22 protein-coding genes are annotated in these 20,303 nt (G+C 71.5%); 15 read left to right on the top strand and 7 right to left on the bottom strand.

Features of this window, described 5'->3' with window-relative positions:
* The first annotated feature begins 43 nt into the window (after window positions 1–43).
* Genes deoC through ABFX81_RS16850 form a run of 3 tightly spaced genes read left to right on the top strand, consistent with a single transcriptional unit; the run spans window position 44 to window position 3,325 of the window.
* A complete protein-coding gene (deoC, locus tag ABFX81_RS16860; protein ID WP_086850991.1) occupies window positions 44–1,006 on the top strand; it encodes a deoxyribose-phosphate aldolase in 963 nt (320 codons plus the stop codon).
* Between the two features lie 5 nt (window positions 1,007–1,011).
* Window positions 1,012–2,448, top strand: coding sequence for an aldehyde dehydrogenase family protein (locus ABFX81_RS16855; RefSeq protein ID WP_086850978.1), 1,437 nt, complete (start codon window positions 1,012–1,014; stop codon window positions 2,446–2,448).
* The gene (locus ABFX81_RS16850) at window positions 2,441–3,325 is read left to right on the top strand and encodes an aldehyde dehydrogenase family protein (protein ID WP_086850980.1); all 885 of its coding nucleotides are present in this window, start codon (window positions 2,441–2,443) and stop codon (window positions 3,323–3,325) included. Before ABFX81_RS16855 ends, ABFX81_RS16850 begins: the two co-directional genes overlap by 8 nt.
* Window positions 3,326–3,398: 73 nt before the next feature.
* On the opposite strand, the gene ABFX81_RS16845 is transcribed toward ABFX81_RS16850, so the two are convergent.
* Window positions 3,399–4,142 carry a TetR/AcrR family transcriptional regulator C-terminal domain-containing protein gene (locus ABFX81_RS16845; protein ID WP_086850983.1) on the bottom strand — a complete coding sequence of 248 codons (744 nt, stop codon included), beginning with the start codon at window positions 4,140–4,142 and terminating at the stop codon, window positions 3,399–3,401.
* A 115-nt stretch (window positions 4,143–4,257) separates the two neighbouring features.
* On the opposite strand from ABFX81_RS16845, the gene ABFX81_RS16840 reads away from it, so the two are divergent.
* Both ABFX81_RS16840 and ABFX81_RS16835 read left to right on the top strand, forming a co-directional pair.
* Window positions 4,258–4,854: an NAD(P)H-dependent oxidoreductase gene (locus ABFX81_RS16840; RefSeq protein ID WP_086850985.1), complete on the top strand. Its 597-nt coding sequence runs from the start codon at window positions 4,258–4,260 to the stop codon at window positions 4,852–4,854.
* Window positions 4,855–4,880: 26 nt separating this feature from the next.
* Window positions 4,881–6,392 (top strand): MDR family MFS transporter, encoded by a 1,512-nt coding sequence (locus ABFX81_RS16835; protein ID WP_346138266.1) that lies wholly within the window; start codon window positions 4,881–4,883, stop codon window positions 6,390–6,392.
* Between the two features lies 1 nt (window position 6,393).
* On the opposite strand, the gene ABFX81_RS16830 is transcribed toward ABFX81_RS16835, so the two are convergent.
* Window positions 6,394–6,789 carry a hypothetical protein gene (locus tag ABFX81_RS16830; RefSeq protein WP_346138265.1) on the bottom strand — a complete coding sequence of 132 codons (396 nt, stop codon included), beginning with the start codon at window positions 6,787–6,789 and terminating at the stop codon, window positions 6,394–6,396.
* A gap of 56 nt (window positions 6,790–6,845) precedes the next feature.
* Here ABFX81_RS16830 and ABFX81_RS16825 point away from each other — a divergent pair, with 56 nt between their 5' ends.
* Window positions 6,846–7,550: a uridine kinase family protein gene (locus tag ABFX81_RS16825; protein WP_346138264.1), complete on the top strand. Its 705-nt coding sequence runs from the start codon at window positions 6,846–6,848 to the stop codon at window positions 7,548–7,550.
* A 208-nt stretch (window positions 7,551–7,758) separates the two neighbouring features.
* Here the strand turns inward: ABFX81_RS16825 and ABFX81_RS16820 are convergent, their stop codons facing one another.
* Complete coding sequence (locus ABFX81_RS16820; protein WP_346138263.1) at window positions 7,759–8,514, bottom strand: SigE family RNA polymerase sigma factor; 756 nt, start codon at window positions 8,512–8,514, stop codon at window positions 7,759–7,761.
* Window positions 8,515–8,752: 238 nt separating this feature from the next.
* Here ABFX81_RS16820 and afsQ1 point away from each other — a divergent pair, with 238 nt between their 5' ends.
* From afsQ1 to ABFX81_RS16795, 5 genes are all read left to right on the top strand, one after another.
* On the top strand, window positions 8,753–9,430 hold the full coding sequence (afsQ1, locus tag ABFX81_RS16815) for a two-component system response regulator AfsQ1 (protein ID WP_150482700.1): 678 nt from the start codon (window positions 8,753–8,755) through the stop codon (window positions 9,428–9,430).
* Window positions 9,427–11,028, top strand: coding sequence for an ATP-binding protein (locus ABFX81_RS16810; RefSeq protein WP_346138262.1), 1,602 nt, complete (start codon window positions 9,427–9,429; stop codon window positions 11,026–11,028). The genes afsQ1 and ABFX81_RS16810 overlap by 4 nt, the downstream gene beginning before the upstream one ends.
* Entirely contained in the window at window positions 11,028–11,645 is a 618-nt protein-coding gene (locus tag ABFX81_RS16805) for a hypothetical protein (protein WP_086854169.1), read from the top strand. Before ABFX81_RS16810 ends, ABFX81_RS16805 begins: the two co-directional genes overlap by 1 nt.
* Before the next feature lie 95 nt (window positions 11,646–11,740).
* Window positions 11,741–12,325, top strand: coding sequence for a VanZ family protein (locus ABFX81_RS16800; RefSeq protein WP_086854170.1), 585 nt, complete (start codon window positions 11,741–11,743; stop codon window positions 12,323–12,325).
* 63 nt (window positions 12,326–12,388) lie between these two features.
* On the top strand, window positions 12,389–12,601 hold the full coding sequence (locus ABFX81_RS16795; RefSeq protein ID WP_086854171.1) for a PspC domain-containing protein: 213 nt from the start codon (window positions 12,389–12,391) through the stop codon (window positions 12,599–12,601).
* Between the two features lie 84 nt (window positions 12,602–12,685).
* Here ABFX81_RS16795 and ABFX81_RS16790 read toward each other — a convergent pair whose 3' ends face one another.
* Window positions 12,686–13,012, bottom strand: coding sequence for an ATP-binding protein (locus ABFX81_RS16790; RefSeq protein ID WP_086854172.1), 327 nt, complete (start codon window positions 13,010–13,012; stop codon window positions 12,686–12,688).
* A gap of 142 nt (window positions 13,013–13,154) precedes the next feature.
* Window positions 13,155–14,312 (bottom strand): adenosine deaminase, encoded by a 1,158-nt coding sequence (locus tag ABFX81_RS16785; protein WP_086854173.1) that lies wholly within the window; start codon window positions 14,310–14,312, stop codon window positions 13,155–13,157.
* A gap of 122 nt (window positions 14,313–14,434) precedes the next feature.
* On the opposite strand from ABFX81_RS16785, the gene ABFX81_RS16780 reads away from it, so the two are divergent.
* Window positions 14,435–15,193, top strand: coding sequence for an alpha/beta hydrolase (locus tag ABFX81_RS16780; RefSeq protein ID WP_086854174.1), 759 nt, complete (start codon window positions 14,435–14,437; stop codon window positions 15,191–15,193).
* Window positions 15,194–15,289: 96 nt separating this feature from the next.
* On the opposite strand, the gene ABFX81_RS16775 is transcribed toward ABFX81_RS16780, so the two are convergent.
* Window positions 15,290–16,252 (bottom strand): LysR substrate-binding domain-containing protein, encoded by a 963-nt coding sequence (locus ABFX81_RS16775; protein ID WP_086854175.1) that lies wholly within the window; start codon window positions 16,250–16,252, stop codon window positions 15,290–15,292.
* A gap of 63 nt (window positions 16,253–16,315) precedes the next feature.
* Here ABFX81_RS16775 and ABFX81_RS16770 point away from each other — a divergent pair, with 63 nt between their 5' ends.
* From ABFX81_RS16770 to ABFX81_RS16760, 3 genes are all read left to right on the top strand, one after another.
* The gene (locus ABFX81_RS16770; protein ID WP_086854176.1) at window positions 16,316–17,587 is read left to right on the top strand and encodes an MFS transporter; all 1,272 of its coding nucleotides are present in this window, start codon (window positions 16,316–16,318) and stop codon (window positions 17,585–17,587) included.
* A gap of 101 nt (window positions 17,588–17,688) precedes the next feature.
* Complete coding sequence (gene dnaN, locus ABFX81_RS16765; protein WP_086854177.1) at window positions 17,689–18,837, top strand: DNA polymerase III subunit beta; 1,149 nt, start codon at window positions 17,689–17,691, stop codon at window positions 18,835–18,837.
* Between the two features lie 119 nt (window positions 18,838–18,956).
* Window positions 18,957–19,973 (top strand): RNA polymerase subunit sigma-70, encoded by a 1,017-nt coding sequence (locus ABFX81_RS16760; protein WP_086854178.1) that lies wholly within the window; start codon window positions 18,957–18,959, stop codon window positions 19,971–19,973.
* Here ABFX81_RS16760 and ABFX81_RS16755 read toward each other — a convergent pair.
* A complete protein-coding gene (locus ABFX81_RS16755) occupies window positions 19,857–20,243 on the bottom strand; it encodes an STAS domain-containing protein (RefSeq protein WP_381041967.1) in 387 nt (128 codons plus the stop codon). The two genes, ABFX81_RS16760 and ABFX81_RS16755, sit on opposite strands and share 117 nt — an antisense overlap.
* Window positions 20,244–20,303: the final 60 nt, after the last annotated feature.

Below are 20,303 nucleotides of genomic sequence, written 5' to 3'. Positions count from 1 at the left end.
GCTGTACAGCCGCTACGCGCGTAGATATGCTCGTCTGGTGACCATGCCCAGTTCTGCACTCACCGCAGCTCACCCCCTCAAGGACGTCACCGCGTCCGACAGCGCGCTGCGCCGCTTCCTCCACGGGCTCCCCGGCGTCGACGCGGTCGGCCTGGAGGGGCGTGCGGCCTCCCTCGGCACCCGTTCGATCAAGACGACCGCGAAGGCGTACGCCATCGACCTCGCCATCTCGATGGTCGACCTGACGACGCTGGAAGGCGCGGACACCCCGGGCAAGGTCCGGGCGCTCGGCGCGAAGGCGGTCCAGCCCGACCCGACCGACCGTACGACGCCCACCACGGCCGCGGTCTGCGTCTATCCCGACATGGTGGCCGTGGCCAAGGAGGCCGTCGCCGGCTCCGGCGTGAAGGTCGCCTCCGTCGCCACGGCGTTCCCGGCCGGCCGCGCCCCGCTCACCGTCAAGCTGGCCGACGTGCGCGAGGCCGTCGCCGCGGGCGCCGACGAGATCGACATGGTCATCGACCGCGGGGCGTTCCTCTCGGGCCGATACTTGAAGGTGTACGACGAGATCATCGCCGTGAAGGAGGCCTGCGGCACGTCCGCGCGCCTGAAGGTCATCTTCGAGACCGGCGAGCTGTCGACGTACGACAACATCCGCCGCGCGAGCTGGCTCGGGATGCTGGCGGGCGCGGACTTCATCAAGACGTCCACCGGAAAGGTCGCCGTCAACGCGACCCCGGCGAACACGCTCCTCATGCTGGAGGCGGTACGTGACTTCCGTGCACAGACCGGCATCCAGGTCGGCGTGAAGCCGGCCGGCGGCATCCGCACCTCCAAGGACGCCATCAAGTTCCTCGTGCTGGTCAACGAGACCGCCGGCGAGGACTGGCTGGACAACCACTGGTTCCGCTTCGGCGCCTCCTCGCTGCTGAACGACCTGCTGATGCAGCGCCAGAAGCTGGCCACCGGCCGCTACTCCGGCCCCGACTACGTGACGGTGGACTGATCACCATGGCATCGGTATTCGAATACGCCCCGGCGCCCGAGTCGCGCTCGATCGTCGACATCGCGCCCTCGTACGGCCTGTTCATCGACGGCGAGTTCGTGGAGGCGGCCGACGGCAAGGTCTTCAAGACGGTCTCGCCGAGCTCCGAGGAGGTCCTCTCGGAGGTCGCCCAGGCAGGCGAGGCGGACGTCGACCGCGCGGTCCAGGCCGCTCGCAAGGCCTTCGAGAAGTGGTCGGCGCTGCCCGGCTCGGAGCGCGCCAAGTACCTGTTCCGCATCGCGCGGATCGTCCAGGAGCGCAGCCGGGAGCTGGCCGTCCTGGAGACGCTGGACAACGGCAAGCCCATCAAGGAGACGAGGGACGCCGACCTCCCGCTCGTCGCCGCGCACTTCTTCTACTACGCGGGCTGGGCCGACAAGCTCGACCACGCCGGCTTCGGCGCGAACCCGCGGCCGCTGGGTGTGGCGGGCCAGGTCATCCCCTGGAACTTCCCGCTGCTGATGCTGGCGTGGAAGATCGCCCCGGCGCTCGCGACCGGCAACACGGTCGTCCTGAAGCCGGCCGAGACGACCCCGCTCTCGGCGCTGTTCTTCGCGGACATCTGCCGCCAGGCGGGCCTGCCGAAGGGCGTCGTCAACATCCTCCCCGGCTACGGCGGCGCGGGCGCGGCGCTGGTGGCCCACCCGGACGTGAACAAGGTCGCCTTCACCGGCTCCACGGCCGTCGGCAAGGAGATCGCCCGCACGGTCGCCGGCACCCGCAAGAAGGTCACGCTGGAGCTGGGCGGCAAGGGCGCCAACATCGTCTTCGACGACGCCCCGATCGACCAGGCCGTCGAGGGCATCGTGAACGGCATCTTCTTCAACCAGGGCCAGGTCTGCTGCGCGGGCAGCCGCCTGCTGGTCCAGGAGTCGATCCAGGACGAGCTGCTGGAGTCCCTGAAGCGCCGGCTGTCGACGCTCCGCCTCGGCGACCCGCTCGACAAGAACACGGACATCGGCGCGATCAACTCCGAGGAACAGCTCACGCGCATCACCTCCCTCGTCGAGCAGGGCGAGGCGGAGGGCGCCGAGCGCTGGTCGCCGGCCTGTGAACTGCCGGAGAGCGGCTACTGGTTCGCCCCGACGCTCTTCACGAACGTCACCCAGGCGCACACCGTCGCCCGGGACGAGATCTTCGGCCCGGTGCTGTCGGTGCTGACCTTCCGCACCCCGGACGAGGCGGTCGCCAAGGCCAACAACACGCCGTACGGCCTCTCGGCCGGCATCTGGACGGAGAAGGGCTCCCGCATCCTGGCGGTCGCGAACAAGCTCCGCGCGGGCGTCGTCTGGTCCAACACGTTCAACAAGTTCGACCCGACGTCGCCGTTCGGCGGTTACAAGGAGTCGGGCTTCGGCCGCGAGGGCGGCCGCCACGGCCTGGAGGCGTACCTCGATGTCTGATCGGCTCACCGTTCTGAAGACCTACAAGCTGTACGTCGGCGGGAAGTTCCCGCGTTCCGAGAGCGGCCGGGTGTACGAAGTGACCGACTCGAAGGGCAAGTGGCTGGCCAACGCACCCCTGTCCTCCCGCAAGGACGCCCGTGACGCGGTGGTGGCAGCCCGCAAGGCGTTCGGCGGCTGGTCCGGCGCGACGGCGTACAACCGCGGCCAGGTCCTCTACCGCGTCGCCGAGATGCTGGAGGGCCGCCGCGACCAGTTCACGCGTGAGGTGGCCGACGCCGAGGGGCTGTCGAAGTCCAAGGCGGCGGCGGTCGTGGACGCGACGATCGACCGCTGGGTCTGGTACGCGGGCTGGACCGACAAGATCGCCCAGGTGGTCGGCGGCGGCAACCCGGTCGCGGGCCCGTTCTTCAACCTGTCCTCCCCCGAGCCGACGGGCGTGGTCGCGGTCCTGGCGCCCCAGGAGTCGTCCTTCCTGGGCCTGGTGTCGGTGCTCGCCCCGGTGATCGCGACCGGCAACACGGCTGTCGTGGTGGCGAGCGAGAAGTCCCCGCTCCCCGCGCTGTCCCTCGCCGAGGTGCTGGCGACCTCGGACGTCCCCGGCGGCGTGGTCAACGTCCTCTCGGGCCGCACGGCGGAGATCGCGCCCTCGCTGGCGGCCCACCAGGACGTCAACGCGATCGACCTCGCGGGCGCCGACGAGGTCCTCGCGAAGGAACTGGAGATCGCCGCGGCCGACAACCTCAAGCGTGTTCTCCGTCCACAGCCTGTGGATTACGCGGAGACTCCCGGCATCGACCGCATGACGGCGTTCCTGGAGACCAAAACGGTCTGGCACCCCACGGGGTCACTGGGCGCGTCGGGTTCCTCGTACTAGGCACCCCTCCACAGCGGAAGCCCCGGCCCTCCTCCGTCCAGGAGGGCCGGGGCTTCTTTCGCGTACGCCCCCGTCAGATCCCGAGCCGCTGCGCGATGCCGTCGAGCACGCAGTCGAGGCCGAACACGAACTCCCAGGCCCGGTCGTCCTTGCGGCTCGCGCCGAGGGCGTACTGCTCGAAGGCCGGGTAGCGGCCCGTGCCCATCAGGTAGCGCATCTGCGGGGCCAGCGCCTCGCGGGTCTCGTCGCCGCTGGTCCAGCCGTGGCGTTCCTGGTAGTCGCGCAGGGCGATCTCGGTCTGGGCCGCGCCGTGCACGAAGGAGGTGACGGCCCGCAGGACGGCCATTCCCGAGTCGGCGTCCAGACCGTGGGCGGCGAGCACGGACAATCCCCGTTCGGCCACGGCCATCCGCGACGGCGTCAGCATGATCACCGGGGTGGGCATGACCGCCATCCACGGGTGGGCGAGCATCAGGTCCCGGGTCTGGAGGGCGTAGGAGCGCAGCACCTCCCGCCAGCCCGTCGTCCCGTCCGGCACGGTCAGCTCCCGGGACACCCGGTCGATCATGAGCGCCCAGAGGTCATCCTTGCCGTCGACGTGCCGATAGGCCGCCATGGGGGCGACGCCGAGCTTCGCCGCGAGGCGGCGCATGGTGACGGCCGCGCCACCCTCCTCGTCGGCGATCTCGACCGCGGCGGCGGCGATCCGCTCCAGGGTCAGCGAGGTACGGGGCGCCGGGGCGGGCCGCTCCATGCGCTCCCAGAGAGAAGGTGCCTCGGTCCCGCTCTCTTCGCCCTCCTGCTTCGCGACCGCCATGGTCCGGCTCCTCTCCCTCGACCGTCGTATACAGCGTATCGCCAGTAGACGGCGTACACATCGCTGTGTACGTTGTACGCATCCAGATACGTCGTACACCACCAAGGGGACACTCATGCCCGCCACCACCCCACCCCTCCGCGTCACCGTCCTCGTCGGCTCGACCCGGGAAGGACGTTTCGCGCCCGTGGTGACGAAGTGGCTGACCGGCCACCTCGACCAGCGCGACGATCTGCGCGCCGACGTCGTGGACCTCGCGGAGACACCGCTGCCTACGGTGTTCCCGGCGTTCGGTCAGCAGCCGCCGCCCGGCACCGAGGAGCGGTTGGCCCTCGTGTCACCGCGCCTCGCGCAGGCCGACGCCTTCGTCCTCGTCACGCCCGAGTACAACCACAGCTTTCCGGCGTCCCTGAAGAACGCGATCGACTGGCACAACGAGGAGTGGCACGGCAAGCCCGTCGGCTTCGTCTCGTACGGCGGCCTGTCCGGCGGTCTGCGCGCCGTGGAACAGCTGCGGGTCGTCATGGCCGAGCTGAACGCCATGACCATTCGCAACACCGTCAGCCTCCACGACGCGTGGAGCCGCTTCGACGCGGACGGCAACTGCACCGACCCCGCCGCCGACACGGCCGCGAAGGCCCTGCTCGACCAGCTCGCCTGGTGGGGCCACGCCCTGCGGGACGCCAAGTCCGTCCGCGGCTACGTCGCATGACGGCCGGGGCCCGCCCCGAGGAGGCCATGGACTCACCTGCGGGCACCACAGCGGACCCGGCCCGGCCGGACCCCCCGCCCTCCCGGCTCGTCATCCTCGGCCTGCTGCTCGGCATCGTGCTCGCCACGCTCGACGGAACCGTCGTCGGCACCGCACTGCCCACCATCGTCGGAGACCTGGGCGGCCTGGACCACCTGTCCTGGGTGATCACGGCCTACCTGCTCACCACCGCCGTCACCACGCCCATCTGGGGCAAACTCGGCGACCTGTACGGCCACAAGTACGGCTACCTCACCTCCATCACCGTGTTCCTCATCGGCTCCGTGCTGTGCGGAGTCGCCCAGGACATGGGCCAGTTGATCGCCTTCCGGGCCCTTCAGGGAATCGGCGCGGGCGGACTGTTCGTGGGTGCGCTCGCGCTCATCGGCACGTTGCTCACTCCGGCGGAGGCCGGGCGCGCCCAGTCGCTGATCGGGGTACTGCTGCCCGCGGCGATGATCGGCGGCCCGCTGGTCGGCGGCTTCCTCACCGACCAGCTCGACTGGCGCTGGGTGTTCTACGTCAACGTTCCGGTCGGCGCCGTGGCGCTCGCACTCGTCGGCTTCGGGGTGCGGCTGCGCGCCACCCGTGCCGAGCCGCGCATCGACCTCGCCGGCGCCGGGCTGCTGACCGGCGCGATCCTGGCCCTGACGCTGCTGGGGAGTTGGGCGGGGACGACGTACGCCTGGTCGTCACCGCAGATCATGGGGCTCGCCGTGGTCTCCGCGATCGCGCTGGCCACCTTCGTGCGGGTCGAGCGGCGCGCCCCGGAACCGGTGATCCCGCCCCGGCTGTTCCGCGACCGCAACTTCACCGTGGCGCAGGTCCTCAGCTTTGTCACCGGCGCGGCCATGCTGGCGGCGGCGAGCTATCTGCCGCAGTACATGCAGTTCGTCCGGGACATGTCGTCCACCGAGAGCGGGCTGCTGCTGCTCCCGTTGATGCTGGGCATGATGGGCGCCCAGCTCGTCATCGGCCGCCGGGTCGGCGACGGCGGCCACTATCGCCTCTACCCCATCGCGGGCGGCGCGCTGGCCGCGGCCGGGGCGCTGGCTCTGCTGACCCTCGGCACCACGACGTCGGCGCCGGTGGCCTCAGGCCTGACGTTGCTGCTCGGCGTGGGCATCGGCTGTCTGATGCAGCCGACGATGCTCATCACGATGAACAGCGCGGAACCGCGTGACATGGGTGCGGCCAGTGGCACCCAGACGCTGCTGCGCACCATCGGCGGGTCGCTCGGTGTCGCGGTCCTCGGCTCCGTCTACACGGGCCGCCTCACGGCCACCGTCACGGACCGGCTCGGCGCCGACGGCGCGCGGCTGACCGGCGGCGAGCTCACACCCGAGCTGCTGCGGGACCTTCCGGAACCCGTCCGGCACGCCGTCCGGACGGGCGTGGTGGACGGGCTGCACGGGGTCGCGCTCGGCACGGCCGCGCTGTGCGCCGTGGCGTTCGCGGTGTCCTGGCTGGTCCGGGAGGTCCCGCTGCGGGGCCGGTGAGCTACTTCGACAGCGACCCCGCCGCCTGCCCCACCACCGGAATGCTCTCGATCGACTGCGCCTGCGCCACCGGCCCCGTCAGCTCCTTGGACGTCACCGGCTTGAAGTCGGCGACCTCGGTGCCGACGCCGTTGTCGAGCGGGTCGGCTCCCGTGCCGGCGAGAGGGTTGGGCTTGAGGCCCGCGACCGGGCCGGTGGTGTGGCCGAGGGTGTCGGTCGCAGCCTGGAGGCCGGACCGGGCGTCGGTCCTGCCGAGAGAGGTGCGGGCATCGTCCAAGACCGAGCCGGTGCCCGCGGCGGCCGTAGCCGTACCCGCTCCCAGCGCCATTCCCGCGGTCGCGAGGAGGGTCAGGGCACGCTGGACGGTCGGCTTCTTGGGTGAGTCGTGTCGGGCCATCGCTGCCACCTTCTGATGCACTGGGTAATCGATTAAACACCAAGGGTAGTTGAGGTGTGACGCGCGCATCAAAGCCGACCCGCGGGGTCGTACGGCCCCCGGTGGATGCCTCACACTGGTGTCCCGTGAGTTCTCCTCTGCCCATACCGACGCGAGTCGTGCTGCTCTGCGGCCCATCCGGCTCCGGCAAGTCCCTCCTCGCGGCCCGCTCCGGCCTCCCGGTGCTGCGGCTCGACGACTTCTACAAGGAGGGCGACGACCCGACGCTGCCGCTGGTGGCGGGGAGTTCGGACATCGACTGGGACCATCCGGAGTCGTGGGACGCCGACACGGCCGTCGCCGCGATCACCCGGCTGTGCCGCACGGGCCGGACGGACGTCCCCGTCTACGACATCGCGCGGAGCGCCCGCACCGGCACGGAGACGGTGGACATCGGGCGTACCCCGCTGTTCATCGCGGAGGGCATCTTCGCCGCGGAAATCGTCACGCGCTGCCGGGAGCTCGGCGTCCTCGCCGACGCGCTCTGCCTGAGCCGCGGCCCGGTGAAGACGTTCCGCCGCCGCTTCCTGCGGGATCTGAGGGAGGGCCGCAAGTCGGTGCCGTTCCTGCTGCGTCGCGGCTGGCGTCTGATGCGGGAGGAACGCTCGATCGTCGCCCGCCAGACCGCGCTGGGCGCGTACGCCTGCGACCGCGACGAGGCGATGGGGCGGCTGGCGGCCGCGGCGGCGGGCCGGTGCGCGTCCCTCCGTGCAGCGGCCTGAGGGACGAACAGACGAGCAGAGGAAACAAAAGAAAGCGGGACCGGACGGACCCCCCGGTCCTCCAGTCCCGCTCCTGTGCTCCCCCCGTTGTCCTCCCCCGTGTTCCCCCCACTCTCCTGAGGAGACGCCCCCCAGCGCCTCCGCAGTTCCCCCGTGGGTCCCGGTTCCACTCCCCCGTGGGGCCCCTTTTGGTGCTTCCCCCCAACCTTCAGGCGACGAGCTCGCCGAAGGCGTCCTCCTCGTCACGGCCGAAGCTGAGGACCTCGTCCTCGCGCAGCCGACGGAGCGACCGCCAGATGCTGGACTTCACCGTGCCGACACTGATGTCGAGGATCTCCGCGATCTCCGGGTCCGTGCGGCCCTCGTAGTAGCGCAGGACCAGCATGGTGCGCTGGAGCTCGGGCAGCCGGGCCAGCGCCTGCCACAGGACCGCGCGCAGCTCGGTGCCGCGCATCGCGTCCGTGTCGCCGGGCGTCTCCGGGAGTTCCTCGGTCGGGTACTCGTTGAGCTTGCGGCGCCGCCAGGCGCTGATGTGCAGGTTGGTCATGGTGCGGCGGAGGTATCCGCCGACCGCGGCCTTGTCGCTGATCCGGTCCCAGGCCCTGTACGTCGAGAACAGCGCGCTCTGGAGCAGGTCCTCCGCCTCGAAGCGGTCGCCGGTGAGGTGGTAGGCGGTGGCGTACAGGGAGGCGCGGCGCTCCTGGACGTAGGCGGTGAACTCCGCCTCCGACAGCGAGCGGCGCTCCCCCGAGTCCTCCCTGTACGCGGCTCCCCCGTGAGTCGCCCCCGACCCCTTGTTCTCCCCCGTGTGTGCGTCAACCACCGTCATGAAGGCGGTGTGCTGACGCCCGGTGCCGCGAGCGCACCCCCGCCCGCTCACGGCACCGGACTTCTCGGAACCCCGGCCCACGTCGTGCAGACGCGTGATCACTGCGCTGGTGCTGGTGCCGTGCAGCGTGTTCATCTCGCGCCCCCCGTCGTGGACTTCCGGTGTGCGGCCCGCCGGTCGGGCGGGCTTTCCTGCCTTGTGCCGAAAAGCTTGCCGCGGCACTTTCATGGCCGTGTCCGCCGACTGTCACAGACCTGTCACAGGGGTCGGCCATATGGCGGACACACCCTGTACACAGGCGCCGGAGCTACGCGCGGATCTCATCTCGGCCCACAGGTCGAACCGTGACCCCTCCATAGGCCAGAATGAGCCCGTGCCTTCCCTGTTGCTGATCGAGGACGACGACGCCATCCGGACGGCCCTGGAGCTCTCTCTGACGCGCCAGGGTCACCGGGTGGCGACCGCTGCCAGTGGTGAGGACGGTCTGAAGCTGCTGCGCGAGCAGCGGCCGGATCTGATCGTGCTGGATGTGATGCTGCCCGGCATCGACGGGTTCGAGGTGTGCCGTCGCATCCGGCGCACGGACCAGTTGCCGATCATCCTGCTGACCGCGCGCAACGACGACATCGACGTGGTCGTCGGGCTGGAGTCCGGCGCCGACGACTACGTCGTCAAACCGGTGCAGGGGCGGGTGCTGGACGCCCGGATCCGGGCGGTGCTGCGGCGCGGCGAGCGGGAGTCGAACGACGCGGCGAGCTTCGGCAGCCTGGTCATCGACCGCTCGGCGATGACCGTGACGAAGAACGGCGAGGACCTCCAGCTCACGCCGACCGAGCTGCGGCTGCTGCTGGAGCTGAGCCGGCGGCCGGGGCAGGCGCTGTCCCGGCAGCAGCTGCTGCGGCTGGTGTGGGAGCACGACTACCTGGGCGACTCGCGGCTGGTGGACGCCTGTGTCCAGCGGCTGCGCGCCAAGGTCGAGGACGTGCCCTCGTCCCCGACGCTGATCCGGACCGTGCGTGGTGTCGGCTACCGGCTGGATCCGCCTCAGTGACACAGCGGCACCACCAAGGGGGGGACCGCGGCTGGACCGCGGCGCGCAAGGGAGTTCTGTCGCGGCTGCGCTTCACCAGCCTGCGACTGAGGCTGGTCGTCGTCTTCGGCCTGGTGGCACTGACGGCCGCCGTGTCCGCGTCCGGCATCGCGTACTGGCTCAACCGCGAGGCCGTGCTCACCCGCACCCAGGACGCCGTGCTGCGCGACTTCGAGCAGGAGATGCAGAACCGGGCGGGCGCGCTGCCCGAGCGTCCGACGCAGGACGAGCTCCAGCACACCGCGGGCCAGATGGCGGGCAGCGACCAGCGCTTCAGCGTGCTGCTGGTCGGGAGCAACGCCGACGGCAGGACCGTCTACGGCAGCTCCGGCGGGCTGAGCGGCTTCTCGCTGCGGGACGTGCCCGTCTCGCTGCGCACGGCGGTGAACAAGACGCAGAAGGTCGACGGGGAGGTCAAGCACCCGCACCACCTGTACTGGCAGCGGGTCGTCGACCACGACACGCCCTACCTCGTGGCCGGGACGCGGGTGATCGGCGGCGGTCCGACCGGTTACATGCTGAAGTCGCTGGAGCCGGAGGCGAAGGACCTCAACTCGCTGGCCTGGTCGCTGGGGATCGCCACGGGGCTCGCGCTGATCGGCTCGGCGCTGCTCGCGCAGGCCGCCGCGACGACCGTGCTGAAGCCGGTGCAGCGGCTCGGGACGGCCGCGCGGCGGCTCGGGGAGGGCAAGCTGGACACCCGGCTCCGGGTGTCCGGGACCGACGAACTCGCCGATCTGTCACGGACGTTCAACAAGGCGGCCGAGGCACTGGAGAAACGGGTCGCCGACATGGCCGCGCGGGACGATGCGTCCCGGCGGTTCGTGGCCGACATGAGCCATGAGCTGCGTACGCCGCTCACCGCCATCACCGCCGTGACGGAGGTGCTGGAGGAGGAGCTGGAGGCGGAGACCGGGAGCATGGACCCGATGATCGAGCCCGCCGTGCGGCTGGTGGTCAGCGAGACGCGGCGGCTGAACGACCTGGTCGAGAACCTGATGGAGGTCACCCGCTTCGACGCGGGCACGGCCCGGCTCGTCCTGGACGACGTCGACATCGCCGACCAGATCACCGCCTGCATCGACGCCCGCGCCTGGCTGGACGCGGTCGAGCTGGACGCCGAGCGCGGCATCCACGCCCGGCTGGATCCGCGCCGTCTGGACGTCATCCTGGCCAACCTCATCGGCAACGCGCTCAAGCACGGCGGCTCCCCGGTGCGGGTGTCCGTTCGTGAGGCCGACGACTCGCTCCTCATCGAGGTGCAGGACCACGGGCCCGGCATCCCCGAGGACGTCCTGCCGCACGTCTTCGACCGTTTCTACAAGGCCAGCGCCTCCCGGCCGCGCTCCGAGGGCAGCGGCCTGGGCCTGTCCATCGCCCTGGAGAACGCCCACATCCACGGCGGCGAGATCACCGCGGCCAACTCGCCCGACTCGGGCGCGGTGTTCACCCTGCGGCTCCCGCGCCACACCTATGCGCCGGGGGAACAGCCCGCCGAGGGCGAGCCGAAGCACGGGGACGACAGCGGCCAGGGCCAGGGCGAGAAGGGGGACGCCTGATGACCACACGTCTCGTGTCCAGGGCTCGGATCGGTGCCGTGTCGGTGCTCGCCCTGCTGCTCGCCGGCTGCGGGATCCGGGCCACGGAGGTGCCGACGAACTTCGGGCCCGCGCCGTCGCGGGTGCGGTGTTCGCTCGCCGAGCCGGACGTGTCGACGCAGGCCGCCCGGGGGCTGCCGGTGCAGGTGTTCCTGCTGTGCGGGTCGTCGCTGGTGACCGTCGACCGGACCGTACGGGTCCCGGACGGCGCGGCCGACTCCGAGCGGCGCATGCTGGTGGCGCAGGGCCTCCTCGACCAGCTCGCGGCGCCGCCGTCGCCCGCCGAGAAGGAGGCCGGCTACAGCACGGACGTACGCGGCGGCATCAAGGTGAGCGGGCCACGGCCCGGCGACCCGGAGGACACGCTGCGGCTGAGCCTGACGCCGGACAGCCTCACCTCGTACGCCCTCGCCCAGATCGTCTGCACCTTCTCCGACTCGGCGGCCGCCGAGGGTGACGGCTCCGTGGTCCTGGGCGGCCCCGGCGCCGAGCCCCCGCGCCGCTGGGAGTGCACCGACGAGGTCCGGGCCCGCCCGGGCAGCAAGGAACCCCCGTCCAAGGACGTGCCCCGGGAGTGAGCGGGCCGGATTCCGCCGGGCTGTGGCGCATGCCTCACAGGCGTATCGGGGGGCATCCCGGAACCGATCCTGCCGGAGGCCGCGTCTAGGGGGGCGTGCAGCGTCAAGGCTCCATCGGCGGCAGCGCCGAGTTCCGCATCCGTGTGACGGGAGGTGTCCTCCTCGTCGCACACCTCGCGTTCGTCGCCTGGTTCACGCTGCGGCCGCTGGACGTGCCCTGGGTGATGCCCGCCAATCTGCGGCCGTTCGACGGCATCCGCGCCGATCTCGCCCTGGGCTGGCCCGAGGCGACCCGGCGGATCTGTGAGGGGCTGGCCCTGCTCGCCCCGCTGGGCGTGCTGCTGCCGATGGTGAGCGGGAGACTGGTCGTCTCGCCGCTGGCGTCCCTGCTGCGCACGGTCACGGCCGGCGCCCTGCTGTCGCTGGGCATCGAACTGCTCCAGACCGGCGTTCCGGGTCAGGTCGTCGACGTCGACTCGCTCTTCCTGAACACCGCGGGCGTGGCCCTCGCGCATCTCGTGCTCGTCCCGGCCGGCCGCTCCTGGCTGCGCCGCCGCACCACCGTCGGCCTGTCCCTCATGCCCCTCCCCGCGGAGGAGCCGGCTCAGGGTCGGACCCCGACGATTCCCAGGGTCGGGATCGCCCCGTGGAGCGACGCTTTGCCCCCTTCGTCTCCGTAGCGTGGAGTGCAGATGGGGTACTCGGACGAGAGGCCTCACACCCCGACGCTGAAGGAGACGCACATGTCCCGCCTCGCCCGCCCCACCCAAGGCCGCATGATCGGCGGAGTGTGCGCCGCACTGGCCCGGCGCTTCGGCACCTCCACGACGACGATGCGGGTGATCTTCCTGGTCTCGTGCCTGCTGCCCGGCCCGCAGTTCCTGCTGTACATCGCGCTGTGGATCCTGCTGCCCTCGGAGAACAAGGTGCAGAGCAAGGCACAGGCAGCCTGGTAACGACCGTCCGCGAGAACGCCGATGGGGCGCACCCTGGTTCCAGGGGTGCGCCCCATCGGCGTGTGTTCCGCCCGGGCGGGAGGGTCAGGCGACCGGAACGCCGTTCACCGGGAGCCCGCCGAGCAGCCCGGCGGCCGGGCCGGTCGGGCCCTGGGCGAGCAGCTGCCCGGCTACCGGCTGGGCGGTGGCGAGACCGGTACCGGCCAAGGTCTGCCCCTGGCCCACCGCCTCGGCCGAGCCCGCCGGCAGCTTCTGGGAGAGCTGCTCCGCCGGGAGCGCCTGGGTGACGGTCTCCAGCGCCTGGGCGGTGTCCGGGACGGCCGGGGCGGCGTTGGCGGCGCCCGCACCGGTGGCGGCGAAGGCGGCACCGAGAGCGGCGACACCGAGGGACTTGGCAGCAGACTGCTTCATGAAAATGCGTCCTCGCAATGGGATGACGGGGTGTGTGAGCGGTGCGGCGACCGTAATCAGGCGGCACCACCCGCCGCAAACATCGAAATGCGGACGGCTTGTGAACACCGTCCGCATTCGCTGTGTGCCGATTACCCCCTGGTCAGCCCTCCGAAGCCGCAGAACCGCTGGTGGAAGCGGTCTGCCGGAACAGCCATTCGGATTTCAGCTCCGCGTATCCGGGCTTGATCACGTCATTGATCATGGCCAGCCGTTCATCGAAAGGAATGAACGCTGATTTCATCGCATTGACTGAGAACCACTGCATGTCGTCGAGCGTGTAACCGAACGCCTCGACAAGGTGCTCGAATTCCCGGCTCATGCTGGTGTGGGACATGAGGCGGTTGTCGGTGTTCACCGTGGCCCGGAAGTGCAGCCGGCGCAGCAGTCCGATGGGGTGCTCGGCGTACGAGGCCGCCGCCCCGGTCTGGAGGTTGGAGCTCGGGCACAGCTCCAGGGGGATGCGCTTGTCCCGGACGTACGAGGCGAGCCGCCCGAGTTCGACACTGCCGTCCTCGTGGACCTGGATGTCGTCGATGATCCGCACGCCGTGCCCGAGCCGGTCGGCGCCGCACCACTGGAGGGCCTGCCAGATGGACGGCAGCCCGAAGGCCTCGCCGGCGTGGATGGTGAAGTGGTTGTTCTCGCGCTTGAGGTACTCGAAGGCGTCCAGGTGCCGGGTGGGCGGGTAGCCGGCCTCGGCACCGGCGATGTCGAAGCCGACGACACCAAGATCGCGGTAGCGGTTGGCGAGTTCGGCGATCTCCAGGGCGCGGGCCGCGTGCCGCATGGCGGTGAGCAGGGCGCCGACGCGGATGCGCAGGCCCCTCTCACGGGCGCGGCGCTCGCCTTCCCGGAAGCCCTCGTTGACGGCCTCGACGACCTCTTCGAGGCTCAGACCGCCTTCGAGGTGCTGTTCGGGGGCGTAGCGCACCTCGGCGTAGACGACGCCGTCCTCGGCGAGGTCCTCGGCGCACTCGGCGGCGACCCGCACCAGGGCGTCGCGGGTCTGCATGACGCCGACGGTGTGGGAGAAGGTCTCCAAGTACCGTTCCAGGGAACCGGAGTCGGCTGCCTCGCGGAACCAGACGCCGAGCTTCTCCGGGTCGGTCTCGGGAAGCTGGGTGTAGCCGGTCGCGCGGGCGAGCTCGACGATCGTGGCGGGGCGCAGCCCGCCGTCGAGGTGGTCGTGCAGCAGAACCTTGGGCGCCCGGTGGATCTGTTCCGGTGTCGGGGTGTTCGCGATGGTCTGGCTCGTCATTTCCGCACTCTAACTCCTACGCGCGTAGATCGCGCGTCCTCGGTCCTTTACGTTTCCGTCGATACGTAACGGTGACCCCGAGGACGGGTCGAGTACACCCGTGCTTCTGACACTGTTCTGTCATGGCACACCAACCGACGCCGGTTCGCAGGGCCCGGCTGGGCAGGACATTCGGTCCGGGGCCGTCGGCGGTGAGCGGCGTGGTGCTGCTGCTCCCCGGCGGCGACGAGGTCTCCGGCCGCAGGCCGTCCCCCATGGTGGCGACCGCCTCCGTACGCGCCCTCGGGCGCCGCCTGGCCCGCGCGGGCCGGGACGAGGGTCTCGTCACCCACGTCGTGCACTACCGCTACCGCGGCTGGAACGGCAGCGAGGCCAACCTCGCGGCCGACGCGGCCTGGGCCGCCGACGAGGTCGTACGGCGTTACGGAGACGTTCCCGTCTGCCTCGCCGGCACCGGGATGGGCGGCCGGGCCGGGTTGCGGGCGGCTGGGCACGAGGCCGTCAACTCCGTGCTGGCGCTCGCCCCCTGGCTGCCGGAGGAGGATGTGGCCGCGCCACCCGAACCGGTGAAACAGCTGGTGGGACGGCAGGTGCTGATCGTGCACGGCACGAACGACGGGCGGACGGACCCCGAGTTGTCGTTCCGGCTGGCGGCGCGGGCGAAGAAGGCGAATCGGGATGTGTGCCGGTTCGAAGTGCACGCGGACGGGCACGGGTTGAGTCAGTACCGGGACGAAGTGCTCGCGCTGGCCGAGGACTTCGTGATGGGGGCCCTGTTCGGGCGGGCCGTGTCCCGGCCTGTGCGGGACGCTTTTGCCGCGCCGCCGCCGTTGGGGTTGCGGATGCCGTTGGCTGCGGGGTTCAGTCCTTCGAGGCGGTAGCGCCGCGGGGGTGGTCGTCCATTGGCCTGTGCGGGTCCGCCGTGGCTTGTCGCGCCCAAGCGGCGGAGCCGCATATTGAACACAGCCCCGCGCCCCTCAGGTCGGCAACAAGCTGCCTCTTCTTGAGAGCAGGAACCTTTTGAAGGCCGCCACCGGGGGTGTGTCCGGGTGGCCTTCCAGCCAGGCCACGCCGATCTCGCGGGCCGCTCGGGGGGCCGTGACCGTCAGCTCCACCACCCCCGGGCGCGGGACGGCCGGTGGGGGCAGGAGGGCGACCCCGAGGCCCGCCGCCACCAGGCCCCGCAGGGTTTCCGCCTCCTCGCCCTCGAAGGCGACGCGGGGCTTGAAGCCGGCCTCCTGGCAGAGGTCGTCGGTGATGCGGCGGAGGCCGTAGCCGGGTTCCAGGGTGACGAACATTTCGTCCGCGGCCTCGGCGAGGCGGATGCGGCGGCGACCCGCCAGGGAGTGGTCCGCGGGGACGACGAGGCGGAGTTTCTGTTCGTCGAGGCGGCGGGCGACCAGGTCGGGGGCGTCGGGCACGGGGGACGTCAGGCACAGGTCCAGATCGCCGGCGCGGAGGCGTTCGAGCATGGCCTCGCCGTAGTTCTGGACGAGGCTGAAGCGGACGCGCGGATGGTCGGCGCGGAAGGCCTGGAGGAGGCCCGGGACCGTCTCGGCGCCCATGGTGTGCAGGAAGCCGAAAGCGACCTTGCCGGTGGCGGGGTCGGCGTCGGCCCGGACCTCCTCGGCGGCGCGCTCGACCTCGGCCAGGGCACGTTCGACGGAAGTGAGGAAGGTGCGTCCGGCCGGAGTGAGGGAGACCGTACGGCCGTGGCGGGCGAAGAGGTCCACGCCGAGGTCCTGCTCCAGGCGGACCATGGCGCGGGAGAGGGTCGACTGGGGGACGTTCATCTCCTGGGCGGCGCGGGTGACGTGCTCGGTGCGGGCGACGCCGGCGAAGTACGCGAGGCGGGGCGCCAGCACCTTCGACATCTCCGCCATGTCTTCTGTGTCACTGGACGGTGACAGCCGAGCCGTTGAACTGTGTTGATGCACCATGGGAACGATTATGGCGGTTCCATGCATTGGACGGATCAGTGCGCGCGTACGTAGTTTCGAGGCATGTCTCCCGCCAGTACCGGGGCGTCCACCATCGTGGGCGCCGATGCCTCTGTCCCTGCCGCCGACTCACGCATGTCCCCGGGCGGGCCCGGCTACCGCCGGATGAGTTTCGCCCTCTTCCTCGCGGGTGTCGCGACCTTCGCGCTGCTGTACTCCACGCAGGCGCTGCTCCCGCTGATCTCCGGCGACTTCGGGGTGGCGGCGAGCGACGCGAGCTGGACGGTGGCCGCCGCGACGGGCGGGCTGGCGCTGTTCGTGCTGCCGATGAGCGCCCTGTCGGAGCGCTTCGGACGGCGTACGGTCATGACGGCCTCGCTGGCCGTGGCGGTGACCGTCGGACTGCTGGTGCCCTTCGCCCCGTCGCTGGGTGTCCTGGTCGTGCTGCGGGCGCTCCAGGGCGCGGCCCTGGCCGGGCTGCCCGCGTCGGCGACGGCGTACCTCGCGGAGGAGGTCAGCCCCAGGGCGCTGGTCACCGCGATCGGACTGTTCGTCGCGGGCAACAGCGTCGGCGGGATGAGCGGCCGGGTCATCACCGGCTGGGTCGCCCAGGAGTGGGGCTGGCGGGTCGCCGTCGGTGTGATCGGCGCGCTCGCGGTGGCGTGTGCGGTGGCCTTCCGGCTGCTGCTCCCCGCCCCGAGGAACTTCAAGGCCGGCTCACTGCGCCCGCGCGTGCTGGCCCGGACGGTCCGTGACCACCTGTCCAACCCGCTGCTGTGCCGGCTGTACGCGATCGGCGCGCTGTTCATGACGGTGTTCGGCGGCGTGTACACGGTCATCGGCTACCGGCTGACCGAGGCACCGTTCTCGCTGCCGCAGGGCATCATCGGCTCGGTCTTCCTGGTGTACCTCGTCGGCACCGTGTCGGCGTCGACGGCCGGCCGCCTGGTGGGCCGGCTGGGCCGCCGGGGCGCGCTGTACGCGGGCGGCGGCACGACGGCGGCGGGTCTGCTGCTGTCCCTGGCCGGCTCCCTCCCGCTGGTCCTGCTGGGCCTGGTCCTCATCACGGCGGGCTTCTTCGCGGGCCACGCGGTGGCGTCCTCGGCGGTGAGCAAGACGGCCACGACCGGCCGCGCACAGGCCTCGGCGCTCTACCAGTCGGCGTACTACATCGGCTCCAGCGCGGGCAGCACGGTCGGCGCGATCGCCTTCCACGCGGGCGGCTGGGCCGGGACCGTCGGGGTCGGCCTGCTGGCGGTCCTGGGCGTCGTCACGATCACGGTCTTCGGGACGCGGGCGGCACGGATGCAGCGACGGCTGGCCACCGCCGCCTGAGCCCGGCGTCCGGGTCGTTCCCCCTGGTCGGAGCCGGTTGTCAGTGGGCGCGGATAACGTCCGCGTCTGCTGACCACCGGATTCGACCAGGGGGATTTTCCATGGAGTTCCGCATCGACCGTGCGGCGTTCGCCGAGGCCGTGGGCCGGGCGGTACGGGCGCTGCCCGCCCGGACGCCGGTGCCGGTGCTGAGCGGGCTGCTGCTGGAGGCGGACGCGGGACGGCTGGCCGTGACGGGGTTCGACTTCGAGGCGGCGGTACGGGTGGAGGCCGACGCGGAGGTCGCGGTGCCCGGGCGGGTGCTCGTCCCGGGGCGGCGGCTGCTGGACGTCTGCCGGGTGCTGCCGGAGGGGCCGGTGAGCTGCGCGCTGGAGGCGTCGCGGTTCACGGTGGAGGCGGACGGTACGCGGTTCGGGCTGTCGACGCTGCCCCTGGCCGAGTACCCGGCCCTGCCGGCGCCGCCCGCGCCGTACGGCACGGTGGACGCCGCCGCGTTCGCGACGGCCGTCGCCCAGGTCGCCGTCGCGGCCGGTCGCGACGACACGCTGCCGCTGTTGACGGGCGTCCAACTGCGCCTGGAGGACGGGCGGATGACACTGGCCGCTTCGGACCGCTACCGGTACGCCGTGCGGCGGCTGGAGTGGCAGCCGGGGGCGGCGGCCGACGGTGTGGTGGATGCGCTGCTGCCGGCGCGGCCCTTGCTGGATGTCGCGCGGTCGCTGGGGCGCTGCGGTGACGTGCTGATCGCGTGGGACCCGGCAGCCGGCGGCGGACTGATCGGCTTCGAGGGCGGACGGACGCGGACGGCGCTGCGGCTCCTGGACGGGCGGCTGCCGGCGTACAAGTCGCTGTTCGACATGGCGGGGGCCGCGGTCGCCGAGGTGGCGTGCGAGGAGCTCGCGGAAGCCGTGCGGCGGGTCGCGGTGGTGGCGGAGACGAACAGTCCGGTGCGGCTGGACTTCTCGTCCGACGGGTCCGTCATGCTCCGCGCCGGCTACGGCGACGACGTGGCGGCCCAGCGGCTGCCGGCCACGCTGACCGGTGCCGACGAGGTGCCCGTGGCCTTCAACCCGGCCTATCTGCTGGACGCGCTGACGTCCTTCGAGAGCCCGCGCGTACGGCTGGAACTGCTGGGGACGGGGCAGCGCGCACTGCTGCACGCGGTGCCGGGCGACGGGGCCGCCGAGGGGGCCGGGGAGACGGCCGGGGAGCACCGGCATCTGCTCATGTCGGTGAAACAGCTGGTCTGAAGCACTGCTCCTGCCTGCGCGTTTGTGCGCTCGGGGGGCCGTTGTCAGTGCGCTGCGGTAGCTTCCGAAGTGCTGGGCGCGATGGCGCGTGACAGAAATTCCACAGGGGTGGGTGGACGATGACGAACGGCACGGCGACACCAACAGATCTGGACACCAGGCTGGAAGCACACCGGACGGAGCTGACGGGGTACTGCTACCGGATGCTCGGCTCCTCGTTCGAGGCCGAGGACGCGGTGCAGGACACGATGATCCGTGCCTGGCGCAGCTACGACAAGTTCGAGGGCCGCTCCAGCCTCCGCTCCTGGCTCTACCGCATCGCGACCAACGTGTGCCTGGACATGCTGACCGCGGGCAACAAGCGCGCCAGGCCCATGGACCTGACCGAGTCCACCCCGCTCGCCCAGGCGGCCCTCACCCCCCGCCCGGACAACACCTGGCTGGAGCCCATGCCGGACGCCCGTGTGCTGCCCACGACCGACGACCCGGCGGAGGCGGCGATCGCCAAGGAGTCCGTGCGGCTCGCCTTCATGGCCGCTCTTCAGCAGCTGCCGGCCAAGCAGCGGGCCGTGCTGATCCTGCGCGAGGTGCTGGCCTGGAAGGCCAGCGAGGTCGCCGAGCTGCTGGGCACGTCCGTGGCGTCGGTCAACAGCGCCCTCCAGCGGGCCCGCGCGACCCTGGCCGAGCGGAAGGAGCCGGGCGCCGACGCGACCGTCTCCGACCCGCTGGACGAGGACCAGCAGAAGCTGCTGGACCGCTACGTTGCGGCCTTCGAGGGCTACGACATGACGGCGCTGACGGCTCTGCTGCACGAGGACGCGGTGATGACGATGCCGCCGTTCGACCTGTGGCTGACCGGCGTCGGCGACATCACCGGCTTCATGACCACCCTGGGCGCGCCCTGCGCGGGTTCCCGGCTGGTGCCGGTCCAGGTCAACGGCCTGCCGGGGTTCGCCCAGTACAAGCCCGACCCGGAGAAGGGCGGCTTCTCGCCGTGGGCGGTCCAGGTGCTGGAGATCTCAGACGGCCGGATCACCGGGTTCCACTGCTTCCTCGACACCCAGCGCTGGTTCCCGCTCTTCGACCTGCCCCTCCACCTCGAAGCGGAGACCGACCAGGTCGAGCAGGGCGCGTAGGGCCGGATCGGGGTCGCGCAGTCTGATCCGGCCCCCGGCCCTGCGGGCGGCGAGCTGGAGGCGTGCGAGCAGGTCCACGGCGGCGAGCCCCGGCGGCCCGAGGCCTCCGACGTCGCACACCACGACCCGGGCACGGCCGGCTTGCAGCAGTGCCCTCACGTCGTCGCTCAGTCCGCTCACCTCGTCCCGGGAGACAGGGCCGGGGAGCACGAGCACGGGGGGTGTCATGGCGTCCACGATCGGTAGACCGGGCGGGCGGCGGTAACTCATCGCGGCTGTCCGTCCTCTCGGCGCCGTAAGGATCACATTGACCTCGGTACGGCCTTCCCC

Origin of the sequence: Streptomyces coeruleofuscus, from assembly GCF_039532725.1 — a bacterium.
Lineage (GTDB): Bacteria > Actinomycetota > Actinomycetes > Streptomycetales > Streptomycetaceae > Streptomyces > Streptomyces coeruleofuscus.
This window is presented reverse-complemented; position numbering and strand designations above follow the sequence as displayed.

Coding starts and splice junctions, on each gene's coding strand:
- ABFX81_RS16790 (WP_086854172.1), bottom strand. CDS start 13,012: ATGAAGCAGTCTGCTGCCAAGTCCCTCGGTGTCGCCGCTCTCGGTGCC.
- ABFX81_RS16820 (WP_346138263.1), bottom strand. CDS start 8,514: ATGAACACGCTGCACGGCACCAGCACCAGCGCAGTGATCACGCGTCTG.
- ABFX81_RS16855 (WP_086850978.1), top strand. CDS start 1,012: ATGGCATCGGTATTCGAATACGCCCCGGCGCCCGAGTCGCGCTCGATC.
- ABFX81_RS16775 (WP_086854175.1), bottom strand. CDS start 16,252: ATGGTGCATCAACACAGTTCAACGGCTCGGCTGTCACCGTCCAGTGAC.
- ABFX81_RS16780 (WP_086854174.1), top strand. CDS start 14,435: ATGGCACACCAACCGACGCCGGTTCGCAGGGCCCGGCTGGGCAGGACA.
- ABFX81_RS16835 (WP_346138266.1), top strand. CDS start 4,881: ATGGACTCACCTGCGGGCACCACAGCGGACCCGGCCCGGCCGGACCCC.
- ABFX81_RS16845 (WP_086850983.1), bottom strand. CDS start 4,142: ATGGCGGTCGCGAAGCAGGAGGGCGAAGAGAGCGGGACCGAGGCACCT.
- ABFX81_RS16830 (WP_346138265.1), bottom strand. CDS start 6,789: ATGGCCCGACACGACTCACCCAAGAAGCCGACCGTCCAGCGTGCCCTG.
- ABFX81_RS16805 (WP_086854169.1), top strand. CDS start 11,028: ATGACCACACGTCTCGTGTCCAGGGCTCGGATCGGTGCCGTGTCGGTG.
- ABFX81_RS16770 (WP_086854176.1), top strand. CDS start 16,316: ATGTCTCCCGCCAGTACCGGGGCGTCCACCATCGTGGGCGCCGATGCC.
- dnaN (WP_086854177.1), top strand. CDS start 17,689: ATGGAGTTCCGCATCGACCGTGCGGCGTTCGCCGAGGCCGTGGGCCGG.
- ABFX81_RS16760 (WP_086854178.1), top strand. CDS start 18,957: ATGACGAACGGCACGGCGACACCAACAGATCTGGACACCAGGCTGGAA.
- ABFX81_RS16755 (WP_381041967.1), bottom strand. CDS start 20,243: ATGAGTTACCGCCGCCCGCCCGGTCTACCGATCGTGGACGCCATGACA.
- ABFX81_RS16795 (WP_086854171.1), top strand. CDS start 12,389: ATGTCCCGCCTCGCCCGCCCCACCCAAGGCCGCATGATCGGCGGAGTG.
- ABFX81_RS16840 (WP_086850985.1), top strand. CDS start 4,258: ATGCCCGCCACCACCCCACCCCTCCGCGTCACCGTCCTCGTCGGCTCG.
- ABFX81_RS16850 (WP_086850980.1), top strand. CDS start 2,441: ATGTCTGATCGGCTCACCGTTCTGAAGACCTACAAGCTGTACGTCGGC.
- ABFX81_RS16785 (WP_086854173.1), bottom strand. CDS start 14,312: ATGACGAGCCAGACCATCGCGAACACCCCGACACCGGAACAGATCCAC.
- deoC (WP_086850991.1), top strand. CDS start 44: ATGCCCAGTTCTGCACTCACCGCAGCTCACCCCCTCAAGGACGTCACC.